At 73.6% G+C, this 22,552-nt stretch carries 18 protein-coding genes; 7 read left to right on the forward strand and 11 right to left on the reverse strand.

Annotated features, from left to right (window positions below):
• Positions 1 to 37: 37 nt before the first annotated feature.
• Positions 38 to 1,294: an MFS transporter gene (locus ACZ7KF_RS20560; RefSeq protein ID WP_471076684.1), complete on the reverse strand. Its 1,257-nt coding sequence runs from the start codon at positions 1,292 to 1,294 to the stop codon at positions 38 to 40.
• 134 nt (positions 1,295 to 1,428) lie between these two features.
• Between ACZ7KF_RS20560 and ACZ7KF_RS20565 the strand changes: the two genes are divergently transcribed.
• The 3 genes from ACZ7KF_RS20565 to ACZ7KF_RS20575 all read left to right on the forward strand — a co-directional run bounded on the left by ACZ7KF_RS20565 (position 1,429) and on the right by ACZ7KF_RS20575 (position 3,596).
• Complete coding sequence (locus ACZ7KF_RS20565; RefSeq protein ID WP_471076686.1) at positions 1,429 to 2,364, forward strand: LysR family transcriptional regulator; 936 nt, start codon at positions 1,429 to 1,431, stop codon at positions 2,362 to 2,364.
• A gap of 275 nt (positions 2,365 to 2,639) precedes the next feature.
• The gene (locus ACZ7KF_RS20570) at positions 2,640 to 2,810 is read left to right on the forward strand and encodes a hypothetical protein (protein ID WP_471076689.1); all 171 of its coding nucleotides are present in this window, start codon (positions 2,640 to 2,642) and stop codon (positions 2,808 to 2,810) included.
• A 117-nt stretch (positions 2,811 to 2,927) separates the two neighbouring features.
• Positions 2,928 to 3,596 (forward strand): TetR/AcrR family transcriptional regulator, encoded by a 669-nt coding sequence (locus tag ACZ7KF_RS20575; protein ID WP_471076692.1) that lies wholly within the window; start codon positions 2,928 to 2,930, stop codon positions 3,594 to 3,596.
• 25 nt (positions 3,597 to 3,621) lie between these two features.
• Here ACZ7KF_RS20575 and ACZ7KF_RS20580 read toward each other — a convergent pair whose 3' ends face one another.
• Entirely contained in the window at positions 3,622 to 4,371 is a 750-nt protein-coding gene (locus ACZ7KF_RS20580) for a DUF6214 family protein (RefSeq protein ID WP_471076695.1), read from the reverse strand.
• A gap of 149 nt (positions 4,372 to 4,520) precedes the next feature.
• On the opposite strand from ACZ7KF_RS20580, the gene ACZ7KF_RS20585 reads away from it, so the two are divergent.
• Both ACZ7KF_RS20585 and ACZ7KF_RS20590 read left to right on the forward strand, forming a co-directional pair.
• Entirely contained in the window at positions 4,521 to 5,855 is a 1,335-nt protein-coding gene (locus ACZ7KF_RS20585) for an FAD-dependent oxidoreductase (RefSeq protein WP_471076698.1), read from the forward strand.
• 120 nt (positions 5,856 to 5,975) lie between these two features.
• Positions 5,976 to 7,388: a nucleobase:cation symporter-2 family protein gene (locus tag ACZ7KF_RS20590; protein ID WP_471076701.1), complete on the forward strand. Its 1,413-nt coding sequence runs from the start codon at positions 5,976 to 5,978 to the stop codon at positions 7,386 to 7,388.
• Here ACZ7KF_RS20590 and ACZ7KF_RS20595 read toward each other — a convergent pair.
• Positions 7,305 to 7,661, reverse strand: a complete 357-nt coding sequence (locus ACZ7KF_RS20595) for an ArsR/SmtB family transcription factor (protein WP_471076704.1) — start codon at positions 7,659 to 7,661, stop codon at positions 7,305 to 7,307. The two genes, ACZ7KF_RS20590 and ACZ7KF_RS20595, sit on opposite strands and share 84 nt — an antisense overlap.
• Positions 7,662 to 7,791: 130 nt before the next feature.
• Here ACZ7KF_RS20595 and ACZ7KF_RS20600 point away from each other — a divergent pair, with 130 nt between their 5' ends.
• Positions 7,792 to 8,871, forward strand: a complete 1,080-nt coding sequence (locus tag ACZ7KF_RS20600; protein WP_471076707.1) for an NADH:flavin oxidoreductase/NADH oxidase — start codon at positions 7,792 to 7,794, stop codon at positions 8,869 to 8,871.
• Between the two features lie 177 nt (positions 8,872 to 9,048).
• Here the strand turns inward: ACZ7KF_RS20600 and ACZ7KF_RS20605 are convergent, their stop codons facing one another.
• Both ACZ7KF_RS20605 and ACZ7KF_RS20610 read right to left on the reverse strand, forming a co-directional pair.
• Positions 9,049 to 13,341, reverse strand: coding sequence for an HAD-IC family P-type ATPase (locus ACZ7KF_RS20605; protein ID WP_471076710.1), 4,293 nt, complete (start codon positions 13,339 to 13,341; stop codon positions 9,049 to 9,051).
• 72 nt (positions 13,342 to 13,413) lie between these two features.
• Positions 13,414 to 13,920: a hypothetical protein gene (locus tag ACZ7KF_RS20610; protein WP_471076713.1), complete on the reverse strand. Its 507-nt coding sequence runs from the start codon at positions 13,918 to 13,920 to the stop codon at positions 13,414 to 13,416.
• A 340-nt stretch (positions 13,921 to 14,260) separates the two neighbouring features.
• Here ACZ7KF_RS20610 and ACZ7KF_RS20615 point away from each other — a divergent pair, with 340 nt between their 5' ends.
• Positions 14,261 to 15,049, forward strand: a complete 789-nt coding sequence (locus tag ACZ7KF_RS20615) for a pectate lyase (RefSeq protein ID WP_471076715.1) — start codon at positions 14,261 to 14,263, stop codon at positions 15,047 to 15,049.
• A 61-nt stretch (positions 15,050 to 15,110) separates the two neighbouring features.
• On the opposite strand, the gene ACZ7KF_RS20620 is transcribed toward ACZ7KF_RS20615, so the two are convergent.
• The 6 genes from ACZ7KF_RS20620 to ACZ7KF_RS20645 form a co-directional block, all read right to left on the reverse strand.
• Entirely contained in the window at positions 15,111 to 16,433 is a 1,323-nt protein-coding gene (locus ACZ7KF_RS20620) for a benzoate/H(+) symporter BenE family transporter (protein WP_471076718.1), read from the reverse strand.
• Positions 16,430 to 17,632 carry a trans-sulfuration enzyme family protein gene (locus ACZ7KF_RS20625; RefSeq protein WP_471076721.1) on the reverse strand — a complete coding sequence of 401 codons (1,203 nt, stop codon included), beginning with the start codon at positions 17,630 to 17,632 and terminating at the stop codon, positions 16,430 to 16,432. The genes ACZ7KF_RS20620 and ACZ7KF_RS20625 overlap by 4 nt, the downstream gene beginning before the upstream one ends.
• Positions 17,629 to 19,485, reverse strand: coding sequence for an FAD/NAD(P)-binding protein (locus ACZ7KF_RS20630; protein ID WP_471076724.1), 1,857 nt, complete (start codon positions 19,483 to 19,485; stop codon positions 17,629 to 17,631). Before ACZ7KF_RS20630 ends, ACZ7KF_RS20625 begins: the two co-directional genes overlap by 4 nt.
• Positions 19,482 to 20,483: a 2,3-diaminopropionate biosynthesis protein SbnB gene (gene sbnB / locus ACZ7KF_RS20635; protein WP_471076727.1), complete on the reverse strand. Its 1,002-nt coding sequence runs from the start codon at positions 20,481 to 20,483 to the stop codon at positions 19,482 to 19,484. The genes ACZ7KF_RS20630 and sbnB overlap by 4 nt, the downstream gene beginning before the upstream one ends.
• A gap of 57 nt (positions 20,484 to 20,540) precedes the next feature.
• Positions 20,541 to 21,461, reverse strand: coding sequence for a 2,3-diaminopropionate biosynthesis protein SbnA (gene sbnA, locus ACZ7KF_RS20640; protein WP_471076730.1), 921 nt, complete (start codon positions 21,459 to 21,461; stop codon positions 20,541 to 20,543).
• A 295-nt stretch (positions 21,462 to 21,756) separates the two neighbouring features.
• Entirely contained in the window at positions 21,757 to 22,515 is a 759-nt protein-coding gene (locus ACZ7KF_RS20645; protein ID WP_471076733.1) for a PaaX family transcriptional regulator C-terminal domain-containing protein, read from the reverse strand.
• Positions 22,516 to 22,552: the final 37 nt, after the last annotated feature.

A 22,552-nucleotide genomic window follows, 5' to 3' on the forward strand; every position in this document is an offset into this window, starting at 1 on the left:
TACGGGCCGGGGCGGGACGCACTCGGCCGCGGTGGCGTCAGGCGCGGCTCGGTACCGGCTCCGGCTCCGGCTCCGGCTCGGAGGGCGGCACGGCCGCGCGGCGAGGGAGCAGCAGCGGGGTCGCCAGCAGGAGCACACCGGCCAGTCCGATGGCCGTACGCGGGCCGAGCAGGCCGCCCAGCACGCCCCAGACGGCCGTCAGCAGCGCGGTCGACGCCTTGGTCGTCACCGCCCAGGCGGACAGCGTACGGGCGACCCGGTCGGTCGCGGTCCGCTCCAGGCGGTAGGTGGTGGAGACGGGGTTGAAGACCCCGCAGCAGAAGATGAGCCCGAGTTCGACGCCCATCACCAGCAGCAGTCCTCCGCCGCCCGGCCCCAGGAAGGCCAGGCCGACGGGCCAGAGCGCGCGCAGCGCCCCGGAGGCGATCAGGACCCGGTGCTGCCCGAACCGGGTGACGAGCGGTCGGGCCAGCCGCGCACCGAGCAGCCCGCCGATCGAGGGCACGGCGAAGGCGAGGCCGTACTGCCACGGTGCGAAGCCGAGCCGGCCGAGCATCAGGACGGCCAGCAGCGGCTCGGCCGCCATCACCAGGCCGTTGAACAGGGCGGTGTTGAAGAACAGCGGACGCAGCGTCGGGTCGGCGAGGATGTACCGCCAGCCGTCCAGCAGATCCCCCGCCCGCATGCGCGCGGCCTCCCGGCGCTCGGGCCGCGGCTCGTGTCCGCCCGTCGCGCGGATCCCCAGGGCCGAGAGCAGGTAGCTCACCGCGTCGGCCACCACCGTCGCCACCGGGCCGAGGAACCCGATCGCCGCGCCGCCCAGCGGCGGTCCGATGATCGTGGTCGTCCAGGCCGTGGACTCGAAGCGGGCGTTGGCGACGAGCAGGTCCGCGCCCGGCAGCAACGTCTTCAGGTACGCGCCGGAGGCGGCGCGGAAGGAGATGTCGGCCGCCGCGACGACGACCGAGACCAGCAGGAGCTGGAGGAAGGTGAGCACGCCGAGCGCGAACGCGGCCGGAATCGTCAGCAGCGCCGCGCACCGCACCAGGTCCATCGTGATCAGCACGGGCCGCTTGCGGCGGAACTCCACCCACGGGCCGAGCGGCACCGCCACGGCCGCGCCCACCGCGGCTCCCGCGGAGGAGAGCGCCGCGACCTCGGCCGGTCCGGCGTGCAGCACCCGGACGGCGATCAGCGGGAACGCGCCGAAGGCGAGCCATGTGCCGAGCGCGCTCGTCCCGTACGCTCCCCAGAACCACCCGAACCGCCGTCCCAGCCGGTGCCCGCTCCTCATGCCCGACGCCCCTCGCCACCCGCCCGCACAACCGATCCGCGATCAGAGGCATCAAAGCGAGGCCCATGGCCAGGAGGCAAACAACCACAGGGCCGTCGCACACAACCAGCGGTTGTGTCCCTAGGGTGTTCGCTATGGACCTCGACGCCGTCCGGACCTTCGTCACCGCCGCCGACGCGGGGCAGTTCCAGGAAGCCGCCGCCGAGCTGGCGGTCACCCAGCAGGCCGTCTCCAAGCGCATCGCCGCGCTGGAGCGGCACCTCGGCGTGCGGCTGTTCACCCGCACCGCGCGCGGCGCCCGGCTCACCATCGACGGGCAGGCGTTCCTGCCCCACGCCCGCGAGCTGCTGCGGGCGGCCGAGCGCGCGGTCGCGTCCGTGCGCACCGGCCGCCGTCCGCTGCGCGTCGACGTGATCGCCTCGCGTGTCGCGCCGTCGGGCCTGATGCGCGGCTTCCATCGCGCGCACCCCGAGATCGACCTCGACGTACTCATGCTCGCGGACATCGACGCGGCCGTCGCCGCCATCCGCTCCGGCGCGATCGACGCCTCCTTCCGCGCCGTCGCCGCGCCCGGCCGCCCCCTTCCCGAGGACATCGAGGCCGTCCGGGTGCTCGACGAACCGCTCCAGCTCCTCACCGGCCCCGCCCACGCGCTGGCGGATGCCCGGTCGGTGACCGTCGCTCAGCTCGTCGGGCACCGGATCTGGATGCCGGGCGTCGTCCCCGGCACCGAGTGGACCGCCTACTACGACGATCTCGTCGCCGAGTTCGGCCTCACCATCGAGGCGACCGGCCCCAACTTCGGCTCCGACGCGCTCCTCGACACCATCGCCGACACTCCGGCCCTGGCCACCTTCATGGGCGAGCTGACCCGCCTCGTCTGGCCCGCCGGACACGGCCTGCGCCGCATCCCGGTGACCGACCCGACGCCCGTCTACCCGCACTCGCTCCTCTGGCACCGCGACAACCCCCACCCCGCCCTGGCGGCCCTGCGCGCCCACCTCGCCGCCGCAGCGGCCGGCCACGACACCGCCGGGACCTGGACGCCGGACTGGGTCGTCCCCCGCTGAACACGACCGCGTCCGCTCCGGCGTCGCCGGTCGACGGACAGCGGCTCCGGGACGGGCGCGGCCGTCGACACGCTCCGGTCTCTTGGCGCGGGCTCGACGCCTCGACGCCTCGACGCCTCGACGCCTCGACGCCTCGACGCCTCGACGCCTCGACGCTTCGACGCCTCCGCGGACGCGTCCGCGCCGTACCGCGCACACGGCGAGCGAAAGCCGTCTCGACGGCTGTTCTCGGTCGACTGCGAGGCACTCGGCTCCGGCCCGGGCGGGAGCCGACGGTGGATGGCGACGGGACGGCATACGGCGGCACCACCGCGCTGAGCTGCGGGATCGGCTTCCTGGCTCATCTGCCGGTACGGGATCCGCCGGGCACCGGGCCGCCCTCGCCGCGCGACGCGCCGGGCGTGCGCCGGCGGCTGAATCCGCACAGCTCGACGCCGTCCGTCTGAGACGATCCCCCGCGTCGCCCCAGACGGACGGCTGCTCCGGGCCGACCCCCGAGCACAGGGGTGTCCCGCTGCGTTGAGTATAGTTGGCTGGCAGCCAGTCAACGCAGGAGTTACAGGATGTCCCCGCGCAGCGCCTCGGTCAATGAAGAATTGCGGCGGCGCTCCCGGGAGCGGTTGTTGCAGGCCGCCGTGGAGTTGGTCGGCGAGCACGGCTTTGAGGCCACGACGCTGAGCGACATCGCCGATCGGGCCGGTTCGGCGCGCGGGCTGGTGTCGTACTACTTCCCGGGCAAGCGCCAGTTGGTGCAGTCCGCCGTGCACCGGCTGATGCACCGCACACTGGAGGAGGCGCTGGAGCGGGAGCCGCGCACCGACGACGGCCGGGAGCGGCTGGCCCGGGCCATCGACGCGATCCTGGGACTGGCCCGGGACCGGCCGGTGCTGATGCGCCAGCACATGGCGGGCCTGCTCCAGGCGGAGGGCTTCGTGCAGTGCCCGGAGCAGCGCCGGCTGGCGGAGTTGCTCAGCGACACCGTCGCCCGCTACGGCGCGCAGAACGTCTCGGCCGACTACCCGATGCTGCGGGCCCTGTTGATGGGTGCCGTGTACGCGGCGCTGGTGCCGGGGGTGCCGATGCCCGTCCCGGTGCTGCGGGCCGAGCTGTTCCAGCGGTACGGGCTCGATGCGGGGATGGGCGCACCCCCGGAGAGCGAGCCCGACGCGGGCGCGATGGACGAGGATCTGTCGCGGTTCTTCGCCACGGAGGAGCGTCCGCAGGACTCCTGAGGGGAGACGGCCGCAAGGCGCCGGGTCAGCGCCGGGCGTGACGTGGCGCCAGGAAGCCGGCGTCCCGTGCCCGGGCGATGAGCCGGAGGGCGCGTCGGCGGCTGTGTCCGGTCGCGTCCATCACGGCGAGCACCGGATCGGCGCCCTCGCCCTGTGCCGCGCGGTACTGCTGCGCGACGAGCCGGCGACCCTCGACGCCCCGGGGCCAGGCCGGCCGGGGCCGGGCCCGGCGCGGAACCAGGGGGCCCGCGCCGGGACCGGGACCGCCCACCGCCGAGCAGCCACGGCCCTCGCCCACGGGCCCGCCCGCACGGCCGACCTCGTCGTCCACGACCTCGCCGACGCCCTCGTCCACGGAACCGGCCTCACCCACCTTCTCGACCGGGCGACCGGGCTCACCCACCTTCTCGACCGGGCGACCGACCTCACCCGCGACCCGTTCCGCGCGACCGGCCCCGCCGGCGACCCGGTCCGCGCAGCCGGCCCCCGTCGGTGCCACGCCGCACGTCTCGGACAGCGGTCCCGCGATCCATCCGGCGAGCACGGTGAGGTCGGCGAGGGACAGGGCCGGCTCGGCGTTGACGTCCTCGATGGAGACGCGTCCCCCGTTCACCACGGCCAGGGCGTCGACGCGCGCCCCGTCGGGGAAGGCCAGCCGGACATGGAACCAGGTCGTGACACCGTCATGCTCCCGCACCTCCCACGCAGGCCACACGGAGACCGCGCCGTCCTCCGCGTCCCGATCAGAAAGATTTAGAAAAGGCGCTTCCAGCACACACGCAACGTAACCTCGTGATCACATTCCATTAGGAACGGACACGACCGGAGGGCTTCCGGATCACCCCACCGGCCCCTGCCGCGCGGCCACCGGGGGTGCCATGCTGGAAGTGTCCGCACACCCTCCTTCGGGCGAGGAGTACCGCTGTGCTGCGTGTCGCTGTCGTCGGTTCCGGGCCGAGCGGGTGCTACACCGCCCAGAGCCTGATCCAGCGTGACCCCGAGGTCCGCGTGGACGTCCTGGACCGGCTGCCGTGCCCCTACGGACTGGTCCGCTACGGCGTCGCACCCGATCACGAGAAGATCAAGTCCCTCCAGGGCAGCCTGCGGACGGTGCTGGAGGACGAGCGGGTGCGGTTCCTCGGCGGGGTCCGGGTGGGCGGCCCCGGCGGCCTGCCGGTGGAGCGGCTGCGGAAGCTGTACCACGCGGTGGTGTACTGCGTGGGCGCCGCCACCGACCGGCGGCTCGGCGTCCCGGGCGAGGAGCTGCCGGGCAGCTGGTCGGCCACCGAGTTCGTCTCCTGGTACAGCGCGCACCCGGACGCGGCCGACGCGGGCTTCCTGCGCGGGGTGCGGTCGGCGGTGGTCATCGGGGTGGGCAACGTCGCGGTGGACGTCACCCGGATCCTGGTCCGGGGTGTGGCCGAACTGCGCCCCACGGACATCCCCCAGGCCGCCCTGGACACGCTCGCGGCGAGCGGGCTCACCGAGGTGCACATGGTGGGCCGGCGCGGCCCCGCACAGGCCCGTTTCACCACCAAGGAGCTGCGCGAGCTGGGCGGGCTGCCCGGCACCGAAGTGACCGTGGACAAGGGAGACCTGGCGCTCGACACCGGCGATCCCGACGCACTGCCGGCCGTGCAGCGGCGCAATGTGGAGGTGCTGCGCGGCTGGGCGGCACAGCCCTCGGCGGCAGCCGCGCGCCGGATCCGGCTGCGGTTCTTCCTGCGCCCGGTGGAGCTGCTCGCGGTCGACGGCCGGGTGGGTGCCGTCCGCTTCGAGCGGACGGAGCCGGACGGCACGGGCGGTGTGACCGGCACGGGCCGCTACGAGGACGTGCCCGCGCAGCTGGTGCTGCGTTCGGTGGGCTATCGCGGAGTGCCGCTGGAGGGGCTGCCGTTCGACCCGGCGAACGGCACGGTCCCGCACCTGGAGGGCCGCGTCCTGCGCGACGGCGTGCCCTCCCCGGGCGAGTACGTCGCCGGGTGGATCAAGCGCGGCCCGACCGGGGTCATCGGCACCAACCGACCGTGCGCCAAGGAGACCGCGATCTCCCTGCTCGCGGACGCTCCGGCCCTCGTCCGCGCGGACGTGCCGGCGGACCCGGTCGCGGCGCTCCGGACGGCGGGCATCGACCCCGTGCCGTGGGACGGCTGGCTGTCGATCGAGCGGGCCGAGGCCGAGCTGGGGGCGCGGCTGGGGCGGAGCGTGGTCAAGCTGTCCGACTGGGACGCGCTGCTCGGAGCGGCGCGGGTGCCGTAGCGGGGCGCGGCCGGGCAGGACACACAGCGGCAACAGTCCGGAAATCAACAAACTGTTCAAGGCCCTTACGGTCTCGTCCTGTCCGGATCCCCCTCCCCACCCGCCGCTGATGGAGTTCCCATGGCCACGACCACAGACGTGCACCCCGTCGACGAGATCCCACCGGTACGGCAGCTGACCGCGTTCGGTCTCCAGCATGTGCTCGCCATGTATGCGGGCGCCGTGGCGGTGCCGCTGATCGTGGGCGGCGCGATGCAGCTGTCGCCCGCCGACCTGGCGTATCTGATCACCGCGGATCTGCTGGTGTGCGGGATCGCCACGCTGATCCAGTGCGTCGGCTTCTGGCGGTTCGGGGTGCGGCTGCCGATCATGCAGGGCTGCACGTTCGCCGCCGTCTCGCCGATGGTGCTGATCGGCACGACGCAGGGCGGGCTGCCCGCGATCTACGGCTCCGTGATCGTCGGGGGGCTGGCGATCATGCTGCTCGCACCGGTCTTCGGCCGGCTGCTGCGCTTCTTCCCGCCCCTGGTGACCGGCACCGTGATCCTGATCATCGGGGTCTCGCTGCTGCCGGTCGCGGGCAACTGGGCGGCGGGCGGCGCCGGCGCGAAGGACTTCGGGGAGCCGAAGAACCTGGCGCTGGCGGGCTTCGTCCTCGTGGTGGTGCTGGGCGTCCAGCGGTTCGCGCCCGCCTTCCTCTCCCGGATCGCCGTGCTCCTCGGCATCGCGGCCGGCCTGGCCGTCGCGGTGCCGTTCGGGTTCACCGACTTCGGCGGGGTCGCGGACGCCGACTGGGTGGGCATCAGCACGCCGTTCCACTTCGGGGCGCCGGAGTTCCGGGCGTCCGCGATCGTGTCGATGCTCGTGGTGGCTCTGGTGACGATGACCGAGACGACCGGTGATCTGATCGCCGTGGGTGAGCTGACCGGGCGCCGGGTGGAGCCGCGCTCGCTGGCCGACGGGCTGCGCGCGGACGGCCTGTCGACCGTGCTGGGCGGGGTCTTCAACACCTTCCCGTACACGGCCTACGCGCAGAACGTGGGCCTGGTCGGCATGACCCGGGTGCGCAGCCGCTGGGTGGTGGCGACGGCCGGCGGGATGCTGGTGCTGCTCGGTCTGCTGCCGAAGCTGGGCGCGGTGGTGGCGGCGGTCCCGGCGCCGGTGCTCGGCGGGGCCGGTCTGGTGATGTTCGGGACCGTCGCGGCGAGCGGGCTGCGGACACTGGCCCGGGTCGGCTTCAAGGGCAACGACAACCTGACCGTGGTGGCCGTCTCGGTGGCGATCGGCATGCTGCCGGTGGGCGTGCCCACGGTGTACGAGAAGTTCCCGGACTGGTTCCAGACGGTGATGAACAGCGGTATCAGCGCGGGCTGCCTGGCCGCGATCCTGCTGAACCTGCTCTTCAACCACCTTCCGCGGAAGGGTGGTGCGGCGGCGGCCGAGGGGGGCTCAGCCGGCGTCACCGAGGCGGCCGGCCTGCCGGTCGGCGGCGGCGAGAAGGCTGTCGAGCAGTCCCGGGAAGAGGCCGTCTAGGTCGTCGCGGCGCAGGCCGTTCATCTTGGCCGTGCCCCGGTAGACCTGCCGGACGACCCCGCTCTCCCGCAGCACCCGGAAGTGGTGCGTGGTGGTGGACTTGGTCACCGGCAGGTCGAACTGCGAGCAGGTCAACTCCGCTTCCTCGGCCGCGAGTTCCCGCACGATCTGCAACCGCATCGGGTCCGAGAGCGCGTGCAGCACGGACTCCAGCCGGATCTGCTCCCGCTCCGGGTGCGGCAGGGTGCGGCCGGTGGTGGCGGTGTCGGTCACGGCGGCTGCCCCTCACGTCGCGGAATCCCCGTCTTCAGCATTGTACGAGAGACGTCGTAGTTTGACATCTCTCGTAGTACGAGGGGTACCGTACGAAGCCACCAGCGGTCCGTGACGAATGGAGTCCGTCGTGAGTGCCCTCTTCGAGCCCCTCACCCTGCGCGAAGTGACCATCCCGAACCGGGTGTGGATGGCCCCGATGTGCCAGTACTCGGCCGAGCCGGAGGGCCCGCTCGTGGGCGCCCCGCACGACTGGCACTTCGCGCACTACGCGGCGCGGGCCACCGGCGGCACCGGTCTGATCCTGGTCGAGGCCACCGCGGTCTCGCCCGAGGGCCGGATCTCCCCGTACGACCTCGGGCTGTGGAACGACACCCAGGTGGAGGCCTTCCGCCGGATCACCCGCTTCCTCGTGGCCCAGGGCACCGTGCCGGGGATCCAGATCGGTCACGGCGGCCGCAAGGCGTCCACCGACCAGCCCTGGAAGGGCGGCGCGCCCGTCGGACCGGAGGCGCACGGCTGGCAGCCGCTCGGCCCCAGCGCGGTGCCGTTCGACGAACGCCACCGGACACCCACCGAGCTGACGGTGGAGCGGATCGAGGAGATCGTCGGTCAGTTCGCCGCCGCGGCCCGCCGGGCGCACGCCGCGGGCTTCGAGGTCGTGGAGATCCACGGCGCCCACGGCTATCTGATCAACGAGTTCCTCTCCCCGCACTCCAACCGCCGCACCGACGCCTACGGCGGCTCGTACGAGAACCGCACCCGGTTCGCCCTGGAGGCCGTGGACGCCGTACGGGAGGTGTGGCCCGCCGACAAGCCGGTGTTCTTCCGCATCTCCGCGACCGACTGGCTGGAGGAGGCCGGCTGGACGCCGGACGACACGGTCCGCTTCGCCCGCGACCTGCACGCCCACGGCGTCGACCTGCTGGACGTCTCCACCGGCGGCAACGCGGCCGGTGTCAGCATCCCGACCGGACCCGGCTACCAGGTCCCGTTCGCCTCCCGGGTGAAGACCGAGACCCCGCTGCCGGTCGCCGCCGTGGGTCTGATCACCGAGGCCGGACAGGCCCAGAAGATCCTGTCGAACGGCGAGGCCGACGCGGTGCTGCTCGGCCGTGAGCTGCTGCGCAACCCGTCCTGGGCCCGGCACGCCGCACGCGAGCTGGGGGCGCCGGTCCGGGTGCCGGACCAGTACCACCGTTCCGTCTGAGCCCGGCCCGGAACCGCCGGCCCACGCCCGCCGGCCTCACCCGCCGGACCACGGCCATGGGCCTCACCCGCCGGGCCTCACCGGCCGGGCTGCGCCCACGGGCGGCGGGCCGTCGCCGGGAGGGCCGTTGCCGAGCTGACCGTGCCGGGCGGGCTCTCGCCGGGCGACGGCCCCCGGTCACGTCGGCAGCAGGCGGCTGATGGTTCCCTCCAGGCGGGGCAGGGTCCGCTGGCCCGCCAGCGCCAGCGCGATCGCGGCCACGACACCGGCCCAGGCGACCGGGCCGAGCGGCGTGCAGCCGAACGCCCGGCTGACACCCGGGATCTGCACCGCGGCGACCAGGGCCAGGGCGGAGCCCAGCGACGTGATCTGCACCAGCCGGCTGTCCCGCCGGTCCAGCAGGGTCTGCACGAGCTGGGTGCCGACCACCCCGCACAGCGCCATGGTGCTGGAGCGGCGGGCGGTGCCCGGCGTGAACCGGCCGATCAGCCAGGCCGTGAGCGCGCCCAGGCAGGTGGTCAGAGCCCGGTGCCGGATCTGCCGCAGCAGGGGCTCGCCCAGCACGCCGGCGGCCTCCTCCACGTTGGCGAGGTCCGCCTCACCCTCCTTCTCGGTCACCGCCACCGCCATCGACGGGAACAGGTCGGTGAACAGGTTCACCATGAGCATCTGCCGGGTGGACAGCGGCGCCCGCCCGGACAGCAGCGTCCCGAGGATGCCGAAGCCGATCTCGCCCGCGTTGCCGCCGATCAGGATGGCGATGGCGTCGGCCACGCTGTGCCACAGGGCGCGGCCCTCGCCGACCGCGTCGATCAGCACCGTCAGGTCGTCGTCGGTCAGCACGATGTCCGCGGCGTTGCGCGCCGCGGCCGAGCCCCGCGCGCTGATGCCGACGCCGATGTCCGCGGCCCGGATCGCCGCGGCGTCGTTGGCGCCGTCGCCGACCATGCCGACCACCCGGCCCGCGTCCCGCAGCGCCTCCACGACATGGAGCTTCTGCTCGGGCGCCACCCGGGCCACCACGCCCGCGTCGCGCAGCATCCGGGCCCGGGCCGCACGGTCCGCCGCGGCCAGCTCGTCACCAGTGACCACCACGGTGTCCTCGGGCCAGCCCAGATCGGCGGCGATCGCCCGCGCGGTCTGCGGATGGTCGCCGGTGAGCATGACCGGTCGTACGCCTGCCCCGTTCAGCCCGCTCACGAGCGCCGTGGAGGTCTCGCGCGGTACGTCGGACAGGGCCAGCAGGCCGGTGAACTCCAGCCGCTCCAGCGGCCGTTCCAGGACCTCGGACTCCCGCTCGTCCGCGCCGAGCCGGCGCCCGGCCACCGCCAGCACCCGCAGGCCGCCCCCGGCCAGCGCCTGCGCGGCGTCGGAGGCGTGGGCCGGCAGGCCGGAGCAGGCGGGCAGCACGGTTTCCGGGGCGCCCTTGACCACCAGCACGACCGAGCCGTCCTCGCCGCGGCCGACGGCGGCGGCGTACCCGCGGGCGGCCTCGAACGCCAGACCGGCGAGCTGTGTCCAGTCCGGATCGGGCTCCGCCGCGGTCAGCACCGCCTCGTCGGTGGCGTGCACCGGCTGACCGGAGTCGCCGTTCAGCTGCGGACAGGCCCGCGCGGCGGCCCGGATCGTCGCCGCGGAACCGGGATCGTCCACGGCATGGACCGTGCCCTCCGCGTCGGAAGCGCGCACCAGCCGCAGCCGGTTCTCGGTGAGCGTGCCGGTCTTGTCGAAGCAGACGGTGTCCATGCGGCCCAGCGCCTCCAGCGAGCGCGGAGTGCGGACCAGGACACCGCCCCGGCTCAGCCGCCGGGCGGCCGCCAGCTGCGCGACCGTCGCCACCAGCGGCAGCCCTTCCGGCACGGCCGCCACGGCCACCGCCACCCCGCCGCTGACCGCCTCGTGGATCGGGGTGCCGCGCACCAGTGCCAGGCCGGTCACCGCGGCGCCGCCCGCCAGCGTCAGGGGCAGCGCCTTGCGGGTGAGTTCCTGGAGCCTGGCCTGCACCCCGCCGGCCGGAGGCGTGCGGGCGGCGAGGTGGACGGCACGGGCGGCCTCGGTACGGTCGCCGGTGTCCACCACGACGGCCCGCGCCTGCCCCGCCACCACGATCGTCCCCTCGAAGACCATGCACCGCCGGTCGGCCACCGGGGCATGCGGAGTGGGGTCCGTCTGCTTCTCCACCGGCAGCGACTCGCCGGTGAGCGCGGACTCGTCCACCTCCAGACCGTCCTGCCACAGCAGCCGGGCGTCGGCGGGCACCACGTCGTCCGCCTTCAGCTGGATCACATGGCCCGGCCGGAGCCGGCCGGCCGTCACGGTGCGGATCCCGCCGGCCGGTGCCTCGTCCTCCGGGGGCACGAGCCGCGCCTGCTGCTGCTGTTCCTCGACCAGACCGGACAACGCCCGCTCGGCCCGCAGCCGCTGGAAGCCGCCGACCAGGGCGTTCAGATCGAGGGCACCGACCACGAGCAGCGCGTCCACGACCGAGCCGAGGATCGCCGACGCCGCCGAACCGACCGCCAGCACCGGGGTGAGGGGGTCCTGGAGTTCCCCCCGGACGGCCCGGCCCAGCCGGTAGGACCAGCGGGCGGGCGCGGCGGCCGGATGGTGGGCGACGCCCTCGGCCGCCCTGCGTACCCGGCCGGTCAGCTCGTCGAACGGACCGGTGTCGGCGGCCGGTTCGTGTTCCAGGCGTTCCCGGGCCTGATCGGGGTCCAGTTCGTGCCAGTGCACCCGGGGGCGCGGGTGGGGGGCACGCGCCGCCGCCACGCCGAGCGCTCCCCGCACCCCGGACAGCAGCGCCGTAGCGGCGCCGATGTCGACGGGGGCGTGCCGCAGCCCCGGCAGCAGGGCCCGGCGACCGCTTCCGCCGCCGGACTCGCCGACGGCGACCAGCAGCCCGGACAGCGCGGCTCCGGAGCGCGCCAGGGTCTGGGCCCGGTGGCCCACCTTGCGGGCGACCGGGATCGCGGTCAGCACCCGCCACGCGTCGGGCAGACCGTGCAGAGCGAGGATGTCCGCGCCCCAGACGACCGCGCCGTCCCGGTCGGCCAGGGCGACGGCGACATCGGCGGCACGCAGTGCGGCCGGCACGTCGTCCCCGTCACCGTCCCGCACCCGGGCGACCACCAGTACGGCACCCCCGTCGCCGCGCGCCTCGTACACCACGTCGTCCAGCGGCCGGCGGGCGTCGACGACCGAGTCGGCGAGACCGGTGAAGTCCTCCAGGGCCGGATCGTCCACCAGGACGACCCGGAGCCCGGCCCGGCGGGCCGCGTCCAGCAGCGGTTCGGCCCACGGGTCGGCCTCGCCGTCCTCGGTGCGCAGCGCGCCGTGGTGCAGGACGACCGTGCCGGTCAACTCCAGCTGGCGCAGCCGCTCCGGGGCGCGGACCAGCACGCCCGTCCGGGCCAGTGCGGCGCTGAGCACGGCGTGGAAGGCGGCGGGACCGTAGCGGGCGGCCTTCGGCGAGCCGGCCAGCACCGCCTCGGCCGCCTCGGTGCCGTCGTGCTTGACCAGCAGGGTGGCCGCCGCGCCGAGGACGCTGCCCGCGGAGGCGTGGGTCGCGTACTCCTCGGCCGGGGACCGGCGCACTGGCGGGCGTGGCGCACCCGCCGCGGCGAGGCTGACCCGGTCGGGCGAGCACAGCCGGTCGTGCACGGAGTCGAAGGCGGCCGCGCGGGCCACCGTCTCGGCCAGCTGGCAGGCGCGCAGGACGCCGTCGAGCAGCAGGGAGGCAGGCGTCTGACCGACGCCGTGCGCGGCGGCGTTCGCACAGGCCAGCAGGATGTCCATCGGAGCGTCGCCGATCCGGGCGCGCAGCCGGGCACGGAACCGGGGGTTCTCCCGCAGCAGGGTCACCACCGCGGTCACCACCCGGGGCGAGGGCGGCAGCCGCAGCGTGTACGCGGTCACGCCGATGGCGATCCCCACGCCGTCGGCGACGAGCGTGGCCACCGCGGCGCGCACGCCGGCCGGGTCGGCCGGGTGCGTGGTCTCCTCGACGTCGCCGCCCGCCAGGACGAGGCCGTGGCGCGCGGCCACGTCGGCCGCGTGGTCCATGACCCGGTCGGCGACCCGCTCCTCGGTCGCGGCCACCACCAGGCGGGCCAGCCCCTGGTCCCAGTAGGCGAAGAGCACGTCGGGGTGGTCGGCCAGCACGTCGGCCACCCGGCGCGCCAACTGCGCCGTACCTCCCGCGTGCCGCGCCTGGTCCGGCTCCAGCGGGCGGACGGCCAGATGGGCGCGGGCGCCGGCCCGCCAGTGGTCGCCGGCTCCGGGCAGCGCGTTGCGGGCCACCCGCGCGACCCGCACGGTGGCGTCGGCGCCGCGCACGCCGGCGCGCGCCGTTCGGGCTGCGGCACCGGCGGCCGCTCCGACCGCCGGTGCCGCAGCCCGCGCGAGCAGCCGAGGCGCCGCGGGCAGGAGGCGAACGACGGCCGAGGGTGCCGTCAGCAGACCGAGCACCATGACCTCCTCACAGCGTCGTAACGGCCGGCCCGAGAGGACCGGAGAGCATCTGGCCCGCTCGCCACGGCCTCCTCACAGCGTCGTACGGTCCGGCCGCGCGGCCGGGCCGAGCGGGCCCGAGGACGTCTTGGCCGCGGACGCCCTGACTCCCTGGGCGGCCTCGGGCGGGCTGGTGGCCGCGGCGCGGCCGGCTTCCTTCGCTCGTCCGGTGCCCGCCGGCCCGGCCGTCCCGCCGTGCCCGTGCGTCCCCTTGCCGGCGCCGGACCTGAGGGCCGCGGTGCCGAGATCGTGCGGGGGTTCGGGGCCCCGCGCGCCCTCGCCCTCCGCCGGCCGGGGCTGGGTGAGCCAGGCCACGGCCGCGCCGGTGAGGGCCACCGGCCACTCCACCACGCCCGCGACGCCCAGCACTCCGGCCCCCGTGTACACCGCCATGCGCCGTCCTCGCGGCGAGACGGCGCCGATCTTGTCCAGTGTTTCCTCGGCGGCTCTGCTCACCGTTCCGGCGCCGGGCACCCTGCGCAGTACCGAGGCCGCGCCGCGCAGGGGCGCCGTGAGGGCCGACGACTTCTGCTCAGCCATGACTCTCCTCGGGTGGGATCCATCTCAGGTGTCCCCCGAGTGCCCTCAACCACGCCGGCCATCCCAGACTTTTCAGGGCAAAAGGAGGCAGAAAGGACGACACTGCTCGGCGCCGAAAAGCGCTCCCACGGAGGGGGCGACCACCGCAACGCACTCCGCTCGAGGCGTTGACCAGAAAGCGCTTACCCTCTACGGTCCGTTCATCAGCATGACCGACGAGTCGACATGGTTGGCTCATGCGACCAGTAGGCGCAGGCAGGCACGCCCTGCCGTGCACACTGATGCAAGCGCTTCACATCCATGTCCGACCGACCCCCACTCGGAAGAAGGCATCCGGGACATGACCTCACGCGTACCGTCGCGCGCCCTGCTGGGCGGCATCGCGACCCTCGGCCTCTCTTTTGGCATGATCATGACATCCCCGACGCCGGCGGGCGCGGCCACCTGGCCGACCCCCAGCGGCAGCCAGGCGGTCTCCGCCACCATCTCGGTGTCCGGTACCAAGGACTACGGGATGAAGCGGCTCTACGGCTCCGGCGACCTCGGCAGCGGCAGCCAGGACGAGGACCAGGGGCCGATCCTGGAACTCGCCCCCGGGGCGGTCCTCAAGAACGTCGTCATCGGCTCCCCCGCCGCGGACGGCATCCACTGCCTCGGCAGCTGCACACTGCAGAACGTGTGGTGGGAGGACGTCGGCGAGGACGCGGCCACCTTCCTCGGCTCCTCGTCGTCCGACGTCTACACCGTCAGCGGCGGCGGGGCGAAGGAGGCCGACGACAAGGTGTTCCAGTTCAACGGCGCCGGCACGCTGAACGTCTCCGGCTTCGCCGTGCGGAACTTCGGCACGTTCGCCCGCTCCTGCGGCAACTGCAAGACGCAGTACAAGCGGACGATCAACCTCAACGGCATCGAGGCGACGTACAAGGGCAGCAAGCTCGTCGGGATCAACACCAACTACGGTGACAGCGCGACCCTGAAGAACATCACCGTCGTCGGGGACAGCAGCAAGAAGATCGTTCCGTGCCAGAAGTACCTCGGCAACAACACGGGCAAGGAACCGACCACGAACGGCTCGGGCCCGGACGGGACGTACTGCAAGTACGCCGCCTCGGACATCACCTACAAGTGACCCCGGCCCGGCGTGCGGGCCGGGTCACCTCGGCCGGGCCGCCGCGGCGGCCCGGCCGTGGTCACGCGGCGGCGGTCCTGCCGCGCCACCGCCCGGACAGCACGAGATGGGCGGCGACGCCGAAGACCAGGCCCCAGAAGGCGGAGCCGATGCCGAAGAGGGTGACGCCGGACGCGGTGGCCAGGAACGTGATCAGCGCGGCCTCACGGTCCTTCTCCTCCTTGACCGCTCCGGTGATGCCACCGGCGAGCGCCCCGAGCAGGGCGACCCCCGCGATGGCGGCGACCAGCTCCTTGGGCAGCCCGGCGAAGAAGGCCACCAGCGTGGATCCGAAGGCCCCGATCAGCAGGTAGAACGCGCCGCACGACACACCGGCCACATAGCGGCGGCGCGGATCCGGGTGCGACTCCGGGCCGGTGCAGATCGCGGCGGTGATCGCGGCCAGGTTGATCGCGTGCGAGCCGAAGGGGGCGAGCGCGGTGGACACCAGTCCGGTGCTGCCGATGAGCAGACGGTCCTCGGCCTCGTAGCCGGAGGCGGAGAGCACCGCCATGCCGGGGGCGTTCTGCGAGGCGAGGGTGGCCAGGATCATCGGCACCGCGATACCGACGAGCGACGCGACGGAGAACGCCGGGGTGGTGAGCACCGGCCGGGCCAGCTCGATCTTGTCCACGTGGACGTGCAGCTTCGAGGTGGCCGCGCTGCCCACGACCCCCACGGCCAGCGCGATCAGCACCGCGTACCGGGGCAGCAGCCGCTTGCCCACGAGGTAGGCCACCAGCACGGCTCCGGCGATCACCGGTGCCGTCTTCAGCGAGGTGAAGACGTGGGTGCCGAAGCTGAACAGGATGCCCGCCAGCATCGCCGAGACGACCGCCGTCGGCACCTGCCGCATCAGCCATCCGAACACCCCGGTCAGCCCGACCAGTGTGATGACGGCGCCCGTGATGAGGAACGCGCCGATGGCCTCGGCGTAGGAGTACGCGCCGAGGCTCGTGACCAGGAGCGCCGCTCCCGGCGTCGACCAGGCCGTGATGACGGGCATCCGGGTGCGCAGGCTCAGCGCGATGCAGGTCAGGCCGCTGCCGATGGAGATGGCCCATACCCAGGAACTGGTCTGCGCGGTGTCGAGGTGTCCGGCCGAGGCCGCCGACAGCACGATGACCAGCGGTCCGGAGTAGGACACGACGACGGCCACGAAGCCCGCCAGCACGGCGGACAGCGACGCGTCGCGCAGCAGCCGGGGCCGGCCCGCCGGCCCCGGTTCGCCGGCCGGCTCCGGCCCCCCGGGCCGCTCCGGTGCGGAGCGGCCGGGAGGTGAGGCCGGCGCGGCGGTGTGCGCCGCGCCTGGGGTGGTGTCTGTGTCGGGGGACTCGGGGCTCAACTGTCTTCCTTCGCAGCCCTTTCCAGGGCCTGTTCCAGATCGGCGACGAGATCGGCCGGGCTCTCCAGGCCGATGGAGAGGCGGATCATGTCCTTCGGTGCGGTGCTGCCCGGCCCCTCGAAGGTATAGCGGTGTTCGATGAGACTTTCCACGCCGCCCAAGGAAGTTGCCCGGATGAAGAGTTGGCAGTTCTGGGCGACGCGCAGCGAGCGCTGCCAGTCCCCGGCGACGTGCAGGGAGAGCATGCCGCTGAATCCGCCGGTCATCTGGCGGGCGGCGATCTCGTGCCCGGGGTCCGTGGGCAGGCCGGGATAGGCGACCCGGCCGACCAGCGGGTGCTCGGCGAAGTGCTCGGCGAGCGCGAGCGCGGTGGCCGATATCTGCCGCATACGCGGGAACAGCGTGCGTATGCCGCGCATCAGCAGGTACGTCTCCAGCGGGCCGAGGAGCGGGCCGGTCAGCCTGCGGTGGAGGCGCAGCCGCTCCCAGACGGTCTCGCGGGCCTCGGTCCGCTCCGGTGCCAGCACGAGGAAGCCCGCGACGACATCGGTGTGCCCGTTGAGGTACTTGGTGCCCGAGTGCATGATCAGGTCGGCGCCGAGGTCGAACGGGCGGCTGTGCACGGGGGTGGGCACGGTGTTGTCGACGCCGAAGAGCGCGCCGGCGCGGTGGGCGATCTCGCCGACGGCCGCCACGTCGGTGACCGTCCAGGTGGGATTGGCCGGGCTCTCCACCCACACCAGGGCGGTGGGGGCGGCGGCGACGGCCGCGGACACGGCGTCCAGGTCGTCCATGGGCACCTGGACGACCTCCAGGCCGCGCTGCGGCCCGAACTCCGTCAGCCACTTGGTCAGACCGAAGTACATCGTCCTGGGCACGACGACCCGGGAGCCGCCGGGCAGCACCTGGAACACCGCGGTGGCCGCCGCCATGCCGGAGGAGAACACCAGGGCCTCGGAGCCGCCCTCCAGGCCCGCGACCACGTTCTCGACCTGCTCGTAGCCGGGGCTGCCCTGGTCCCGCAGATACGCGAGCCCGCCGGGCAGCTGGTACTCGGCGTCCCGGGCGAAGGTCGCTGCGAGGCTGACGGGCGGCGGTACGGCACCCGTGGCCGGGCCGCGCCAGCCGTCGCCCTGCGCGGCCCGTGTCTCGGCCCGGTACTCCGTCGTCCAGGGCGTGAACTTCTCGCTGTTGGTCATCGCTTCCTCGTGATCACTGACGGCAGGGAGGTGCTCAGGGCGAGTTCCGCGTCCATCAGTGCGCGGGACGGCATGCCCGGAGAGGGGACGTAGTGGTTGTAGTAGCTGGAGCCCTCGGTGTGCGGGCCCAGGAAGAACAGGCGGGGCTGGACGTCCCCGGCGGTGCCGACGCCCCGGCCCTCGCGGGTGACCTCCAGGCCGTGCGCGGGGCCGCCGCGGGGACCGAGTGTGCGGACCCGGCCGGCGCCGACGAGCGTGCCGAGCAGGGACCCGGGCACGCGGTCGGGGGCGGGCTCGCGGACGTGCGCGTGCACCACGTGGTCGACCTCGCAGGACACGGGCCGCCGCAGGGCGGTGGATTCGAGGATCCAGGGGCCCTGCCCCGCCGGGGCGATGACCTTGGGCCGCGGGCCGGGGCCGAGCCGGACGACGCCCGCCTCGACGAGGGCCAGCAGTTCGGCCGAGCGGTCCAGCTGCGGTCCGATGACCAGCCGGTTGACGGTGGCGTTGAACTCGCCGAAGAACTCGGCCAGGGACGCGTCGTCCAGGCCGGGCGCGTCGACGGCCGTCCGCAGCACGTCCCGGTGGTCGCGCAGGACTTCCAGCGCCTCCTTCAGGGGGCTGACGCCGAGTCCGGCGCGGGCCTCCGCCAGGTCCGCCGCCACCTCGCCGGTGAACCAGCGGGTGTACGCCTCGTGGTCGGCCCACTGGTGCCCGCCGGCCGGGGCGAGGACGCCGCTCAGCGGGCTCGGCCCCCAGCGTTCACGGCACTCCTGGAGCAGCGTCCGGTACCCGGCCTGCCGGTCGCGGTCGGCGAACTCGCGTCCCGCGGCCGCCGCGTCCCCGCGTTCGCGGGCCCGCAGGGTGCGGTAGTAGGCGAGTTCCATCTCCGCCTCGATCAGCGGCAGGACGTCCGCGCCGAAGTACAGGCGGCCGTCGGGGCGCTGCCGGCGCAGCTCTGCGACGCGGTCCGCCGTCAGGGCGAGCGGTGCGTTCCGCACCCGGTCGGGGGCGAGGTACGGCCGGCTGCGCGAGGGCAGGCCGGAGCGGTTGGCGAGGACGATGGCGGGCTCGCGCCCGCTCGGTACGTAGCGCAGCCCGGACGCGTGCGCCTCGTGCCGGCCGCCGCGTCCCAGGGTCAGGGTCGCGAGGACGTCCATGGCGGTGAGGCCCATGCCGAGCACGGCCACGCGGTCGCCCGGTGCGATGCCGTCGAGCGCCTCGGGCAGCGGGTACGGGCGGGTGACCAGGCGCGGTTCGGTGGCCGGTGCGGCCGGTCGGTACAGGGAGTGGTGGCCGACGGTGACGAACACGGCGTCGGCGTCGAGCAGGGTGCCGTCGGCGAGTTCCACCGCCTCACGGCCGTCGGGGCCGGGCCGTACGTCGACCGCCTCGCAGCGGTGGTGGACGACCGTCAGGCAGTCGGGTGCGGCCGCGACGATCTCGGCGGCGGCCCAGGCGAGGTACTCGCTGAGCAGCCTGCGGGGCAGGAAGTCGTTCGGCCGGATCGGGCGGCCCTCGCCCGTGCGGACGGTGTACCCGTCGTCCGCGAGGCGCAGGTCCCGCTCCTGGCACCACTCGGCGAGCGAGGGGCCGGGCAGCGGTGCGGGGCCCTCGACCATCTGCTCGTCGGCGAACGCCGTCAGCTGGGAGCAGACGGTGTTGAGCAGCAGGTGGTCGGGCTGGCCTGCCAGGTGGAAGCCGGGTCCGGCGGGCTGCGGGTCCACCAGATGTACGGTCACCGGCGCGGGGCGGGTGAGGCAGTGGGCGACCAGGCGCTCCAGGAGCCCGAGGCCCCGGGAGCCCATGCCGACGATCGCCACGGTCGCCGCGGAAGGTCGTATCGGGGTCACCACCGGCGCGTCTCCCCGAAGAAGTCGGGTATCTCGACGGCCGTGCCGTCGCGGCGGGCCTCTTCGAGGACGAAGGCGCCGACCGCGAGGTCCAGCACACCGAGGCCGAAGGGCGAGAAGACCACCGGTCGTCCGTCGTCGAGTGTCACGTCGCCGTTCAGTACGCCGGCGAGGGTGCCGGTGACGAAGTCGCGGGATCCGGTGGCCTGTTCGGCGAGGTGCGGCGAGGTGTCGGCCTTCAGGCAGTGGTCGACGTCGTCCAGTACGTTCTGGGCCTGCAGGATCACTTCGGGAGCCAGGTCGCGCAGCGAGATGTGCAGGACGAGCTGGCCGGGCTTGAACGGCGTGGTGACGTAGGGCTTGAGAGCCGTGGTCGCGAACACGACGGTGTCGGCCGCGAGGGCTTCGTCGAGGTCCGTGGTGAAGGCGGCGGGCACGTCCTGGGTGCCGCGCAGGTGCTCGACCAGCGCCTGGCCGGAGGGCTCGTGCAGGTCATGGACGAGGTAGGAGTCGGGGACGCAGTCCGCGGCGTGCAGATAGTCGCAGATGTTGCGGGCGATGACCCCGGCTCCCACGACCGCGATCGTCTTGCCCTGGTGTCCCTCGGGGCGCAGCGCGGCGGCGGCGACGGCCGCGGAGGCGGCGGTGCGGGCGGAGCTGATCGAGGCGGCTTCCAGGCAGGCCACGGGATAGCCCGTCGCGTAGTCGTTGAGGACGAGCACCGCGGAGGCGCGGGGTGCGCCCGACTCCGTGTTCTTGGGGAAGCTCGCGATCCACTTGATGCCGGCGACGCCGGCCTCGGGGCCGAGGAAGGCGGGCAGGGCGATGATGCGGGAATCCGGCTTCTCGGGGAAGCGCAGGAAGTAGCTGTCGGGATTGACGGTCTGGCCGGCCTCGTGAATGCGGTAGGTGCGGCTCACCAGGTCCAGGACTTCGCGCCGCCTGGTCTGGAGCACGGTGCGTACGGTGCCGCCGGCGACTATTTCAAAATTGAACACTTTTCTTTTCCCCCGGCTCGGGACGCCGCCCGAGCATTTTGGTTCGGTGACGGTCTTTCAGAGGTGTCCGGGCCAGCGCTCGGCCACCCAGGAATCGTTGTAGACGGTGTCGAGGTACCGGTCGCCGAAGTCCGGCGAGATCGCCACGACGACACTGCCGTCCGGAATCTTCTTGGCCGTGCTCTGCACCGCGCTGAGTACCGTTCCCGTCGATCCGCCGAGCAGCAGTCCGCGTTCCCTGGCGAGGGCGCGGCACATGTCCACGGCTTCCGCCTCGGATACCAGCACCACTTCGTCGACCAGGGCCTCGGTGAGGATTTCCGGCCGCCTGCTGGTGCCGAGACCGGGAATGTGACGGCGGGCGGCCGGTCCCCCGAAAGTCACCGACCCCAGGCTGTCGACGGCGATGATCCGGGTCGCGGGGCTGTGGCGACGGAAGAACTCCGCGCACCCCATCAGCGTCCCCGTGGTGCCGGCGCCGACGAAGACGTAGTCCACCCGGCCCAGCGCCTCGGAGATGGACCGGCCCGTCCGCTGCCGGTGGGCCTGCGGACCTGCGGGGTTGGCGTACTGGTTGAGCCAGTGCAGGTCGGGCTCCCGGCGCAGGCGCTCCTGGATGTAGTCGATGCGGGACTGCAGATAACCGCCGTTGCCGTCCCGGACGGTCACCACCACGACCTCGGCGCCGAGGGTCTCCATCAGGCGGACCGTCTGCGGGTTGGCGTTGGGGTCGGTGACACAGGTGAGGGAGTAGCCCTTGGCGGCGCAGACCATCGCCAGGGCGACGCCCAGGTTTCCCGAGGTCGATTCGATGAGCCGGGTCCGCGGAAAGCGGTGTCCCGATGCCTCGGCTTCTTCGACAAGGGCCACCGCGGTCTTGAGCTTCACCGAGCCCGCGGGATTGAGCCCCTCGATCTTCAGGAAGACGGAACTTCCCGGAACCAGTTGATGGAGCTGGATGAACAAGTCGTCCAGCACAAGGTCGTACACTTCTTCCGCTATCACCAGAATCCAAACCGTAGAACTGGGCACGCGCGGCGTGGTCAACGCCGTAGCAGCTGGTACCCATCGGGCTTGTCGGCCGGTGCGCAACATTCAGCGCACGCTACGCAGAAGGGACTTCTTTCCCCCGTCCCCCGTGTATCGCTGTATCCCCCAGTCATTCGTCGCGATGACGCCACTCTGACATGACGCGACTTCCATGACAAGCAAATTCTTGCCAAGGGCCGTTTCGCCCCGCGGTGTTGGTGTCCGGGCCGGGCTCACGGGGCGGTCAAGACCGTCTTTCCTGCGCACCCAGTGCCGCGGCCAGTTCGGTCCGGTAGCCGGCGTAGGCCGTCCGCAGGTCCTCTCCCGGCCAGTCGGCGGGCAGCAGTCCGGACGGCAGGACCGGGTCGGTCAGCAGATGACGGACCGCCGCCGCGTACGCGGTGAGCCGGTCGGCCGGGTGGTCGGCCCGGGTCGCGTGGGCGAGCAGGGAGCGGGCGGCGGCGGCCCACCCGTCCAGCGGCCAGAGCCGGCCGGCCAGGTCGCGCGCGGGCTCGTCGGGGCGGGCGATCGAGGTCAGGGCGAGCCGGCGCAGCCCCGTCGGCAGGGGGCGGTCGAGATTGGCCGGGCGCAGCCACACGCCCTCGCGGAGTTCGGCCAGGCGCAGGGCGGTCAACCGGGTACGTAGATCGGCGCGTTCGGCGGGGCCGCGGCCGGTCGCCGTGATCACCACCATCTCCCAGTCGCCGTCCCACGAGCGCGTGCGCGGGCGCACGGCGTCGTCCTGGCGGCGCTGCCGGGCCAGCAGCCGGTCACTGAGCCGGTAGACGGCGTCCGCGCGCCGCAGGTCCCCGGCGGCCACCATCCGGCTCAGCGCCGCCCGCAGCGTGGAGCCGCCGACGCCGAACGGCTCGACGAGCCGGACGAGGTCCTTCACCGGCAGCTCCGGCGGATGCACACCGAGGAGCAGGCTCAGCACGACCGACCGGGCGGACAGCGGTCGCAGGCCGGCCGCGTCCGGCTCCGCTGAGACGTTCACGCGCATGGACACGTACTGTACGTGCGGCTCCTTGTTGCATCAT

This window comes from Streptomyces sp. NPDC038200 (assembly GCF_055600785.1).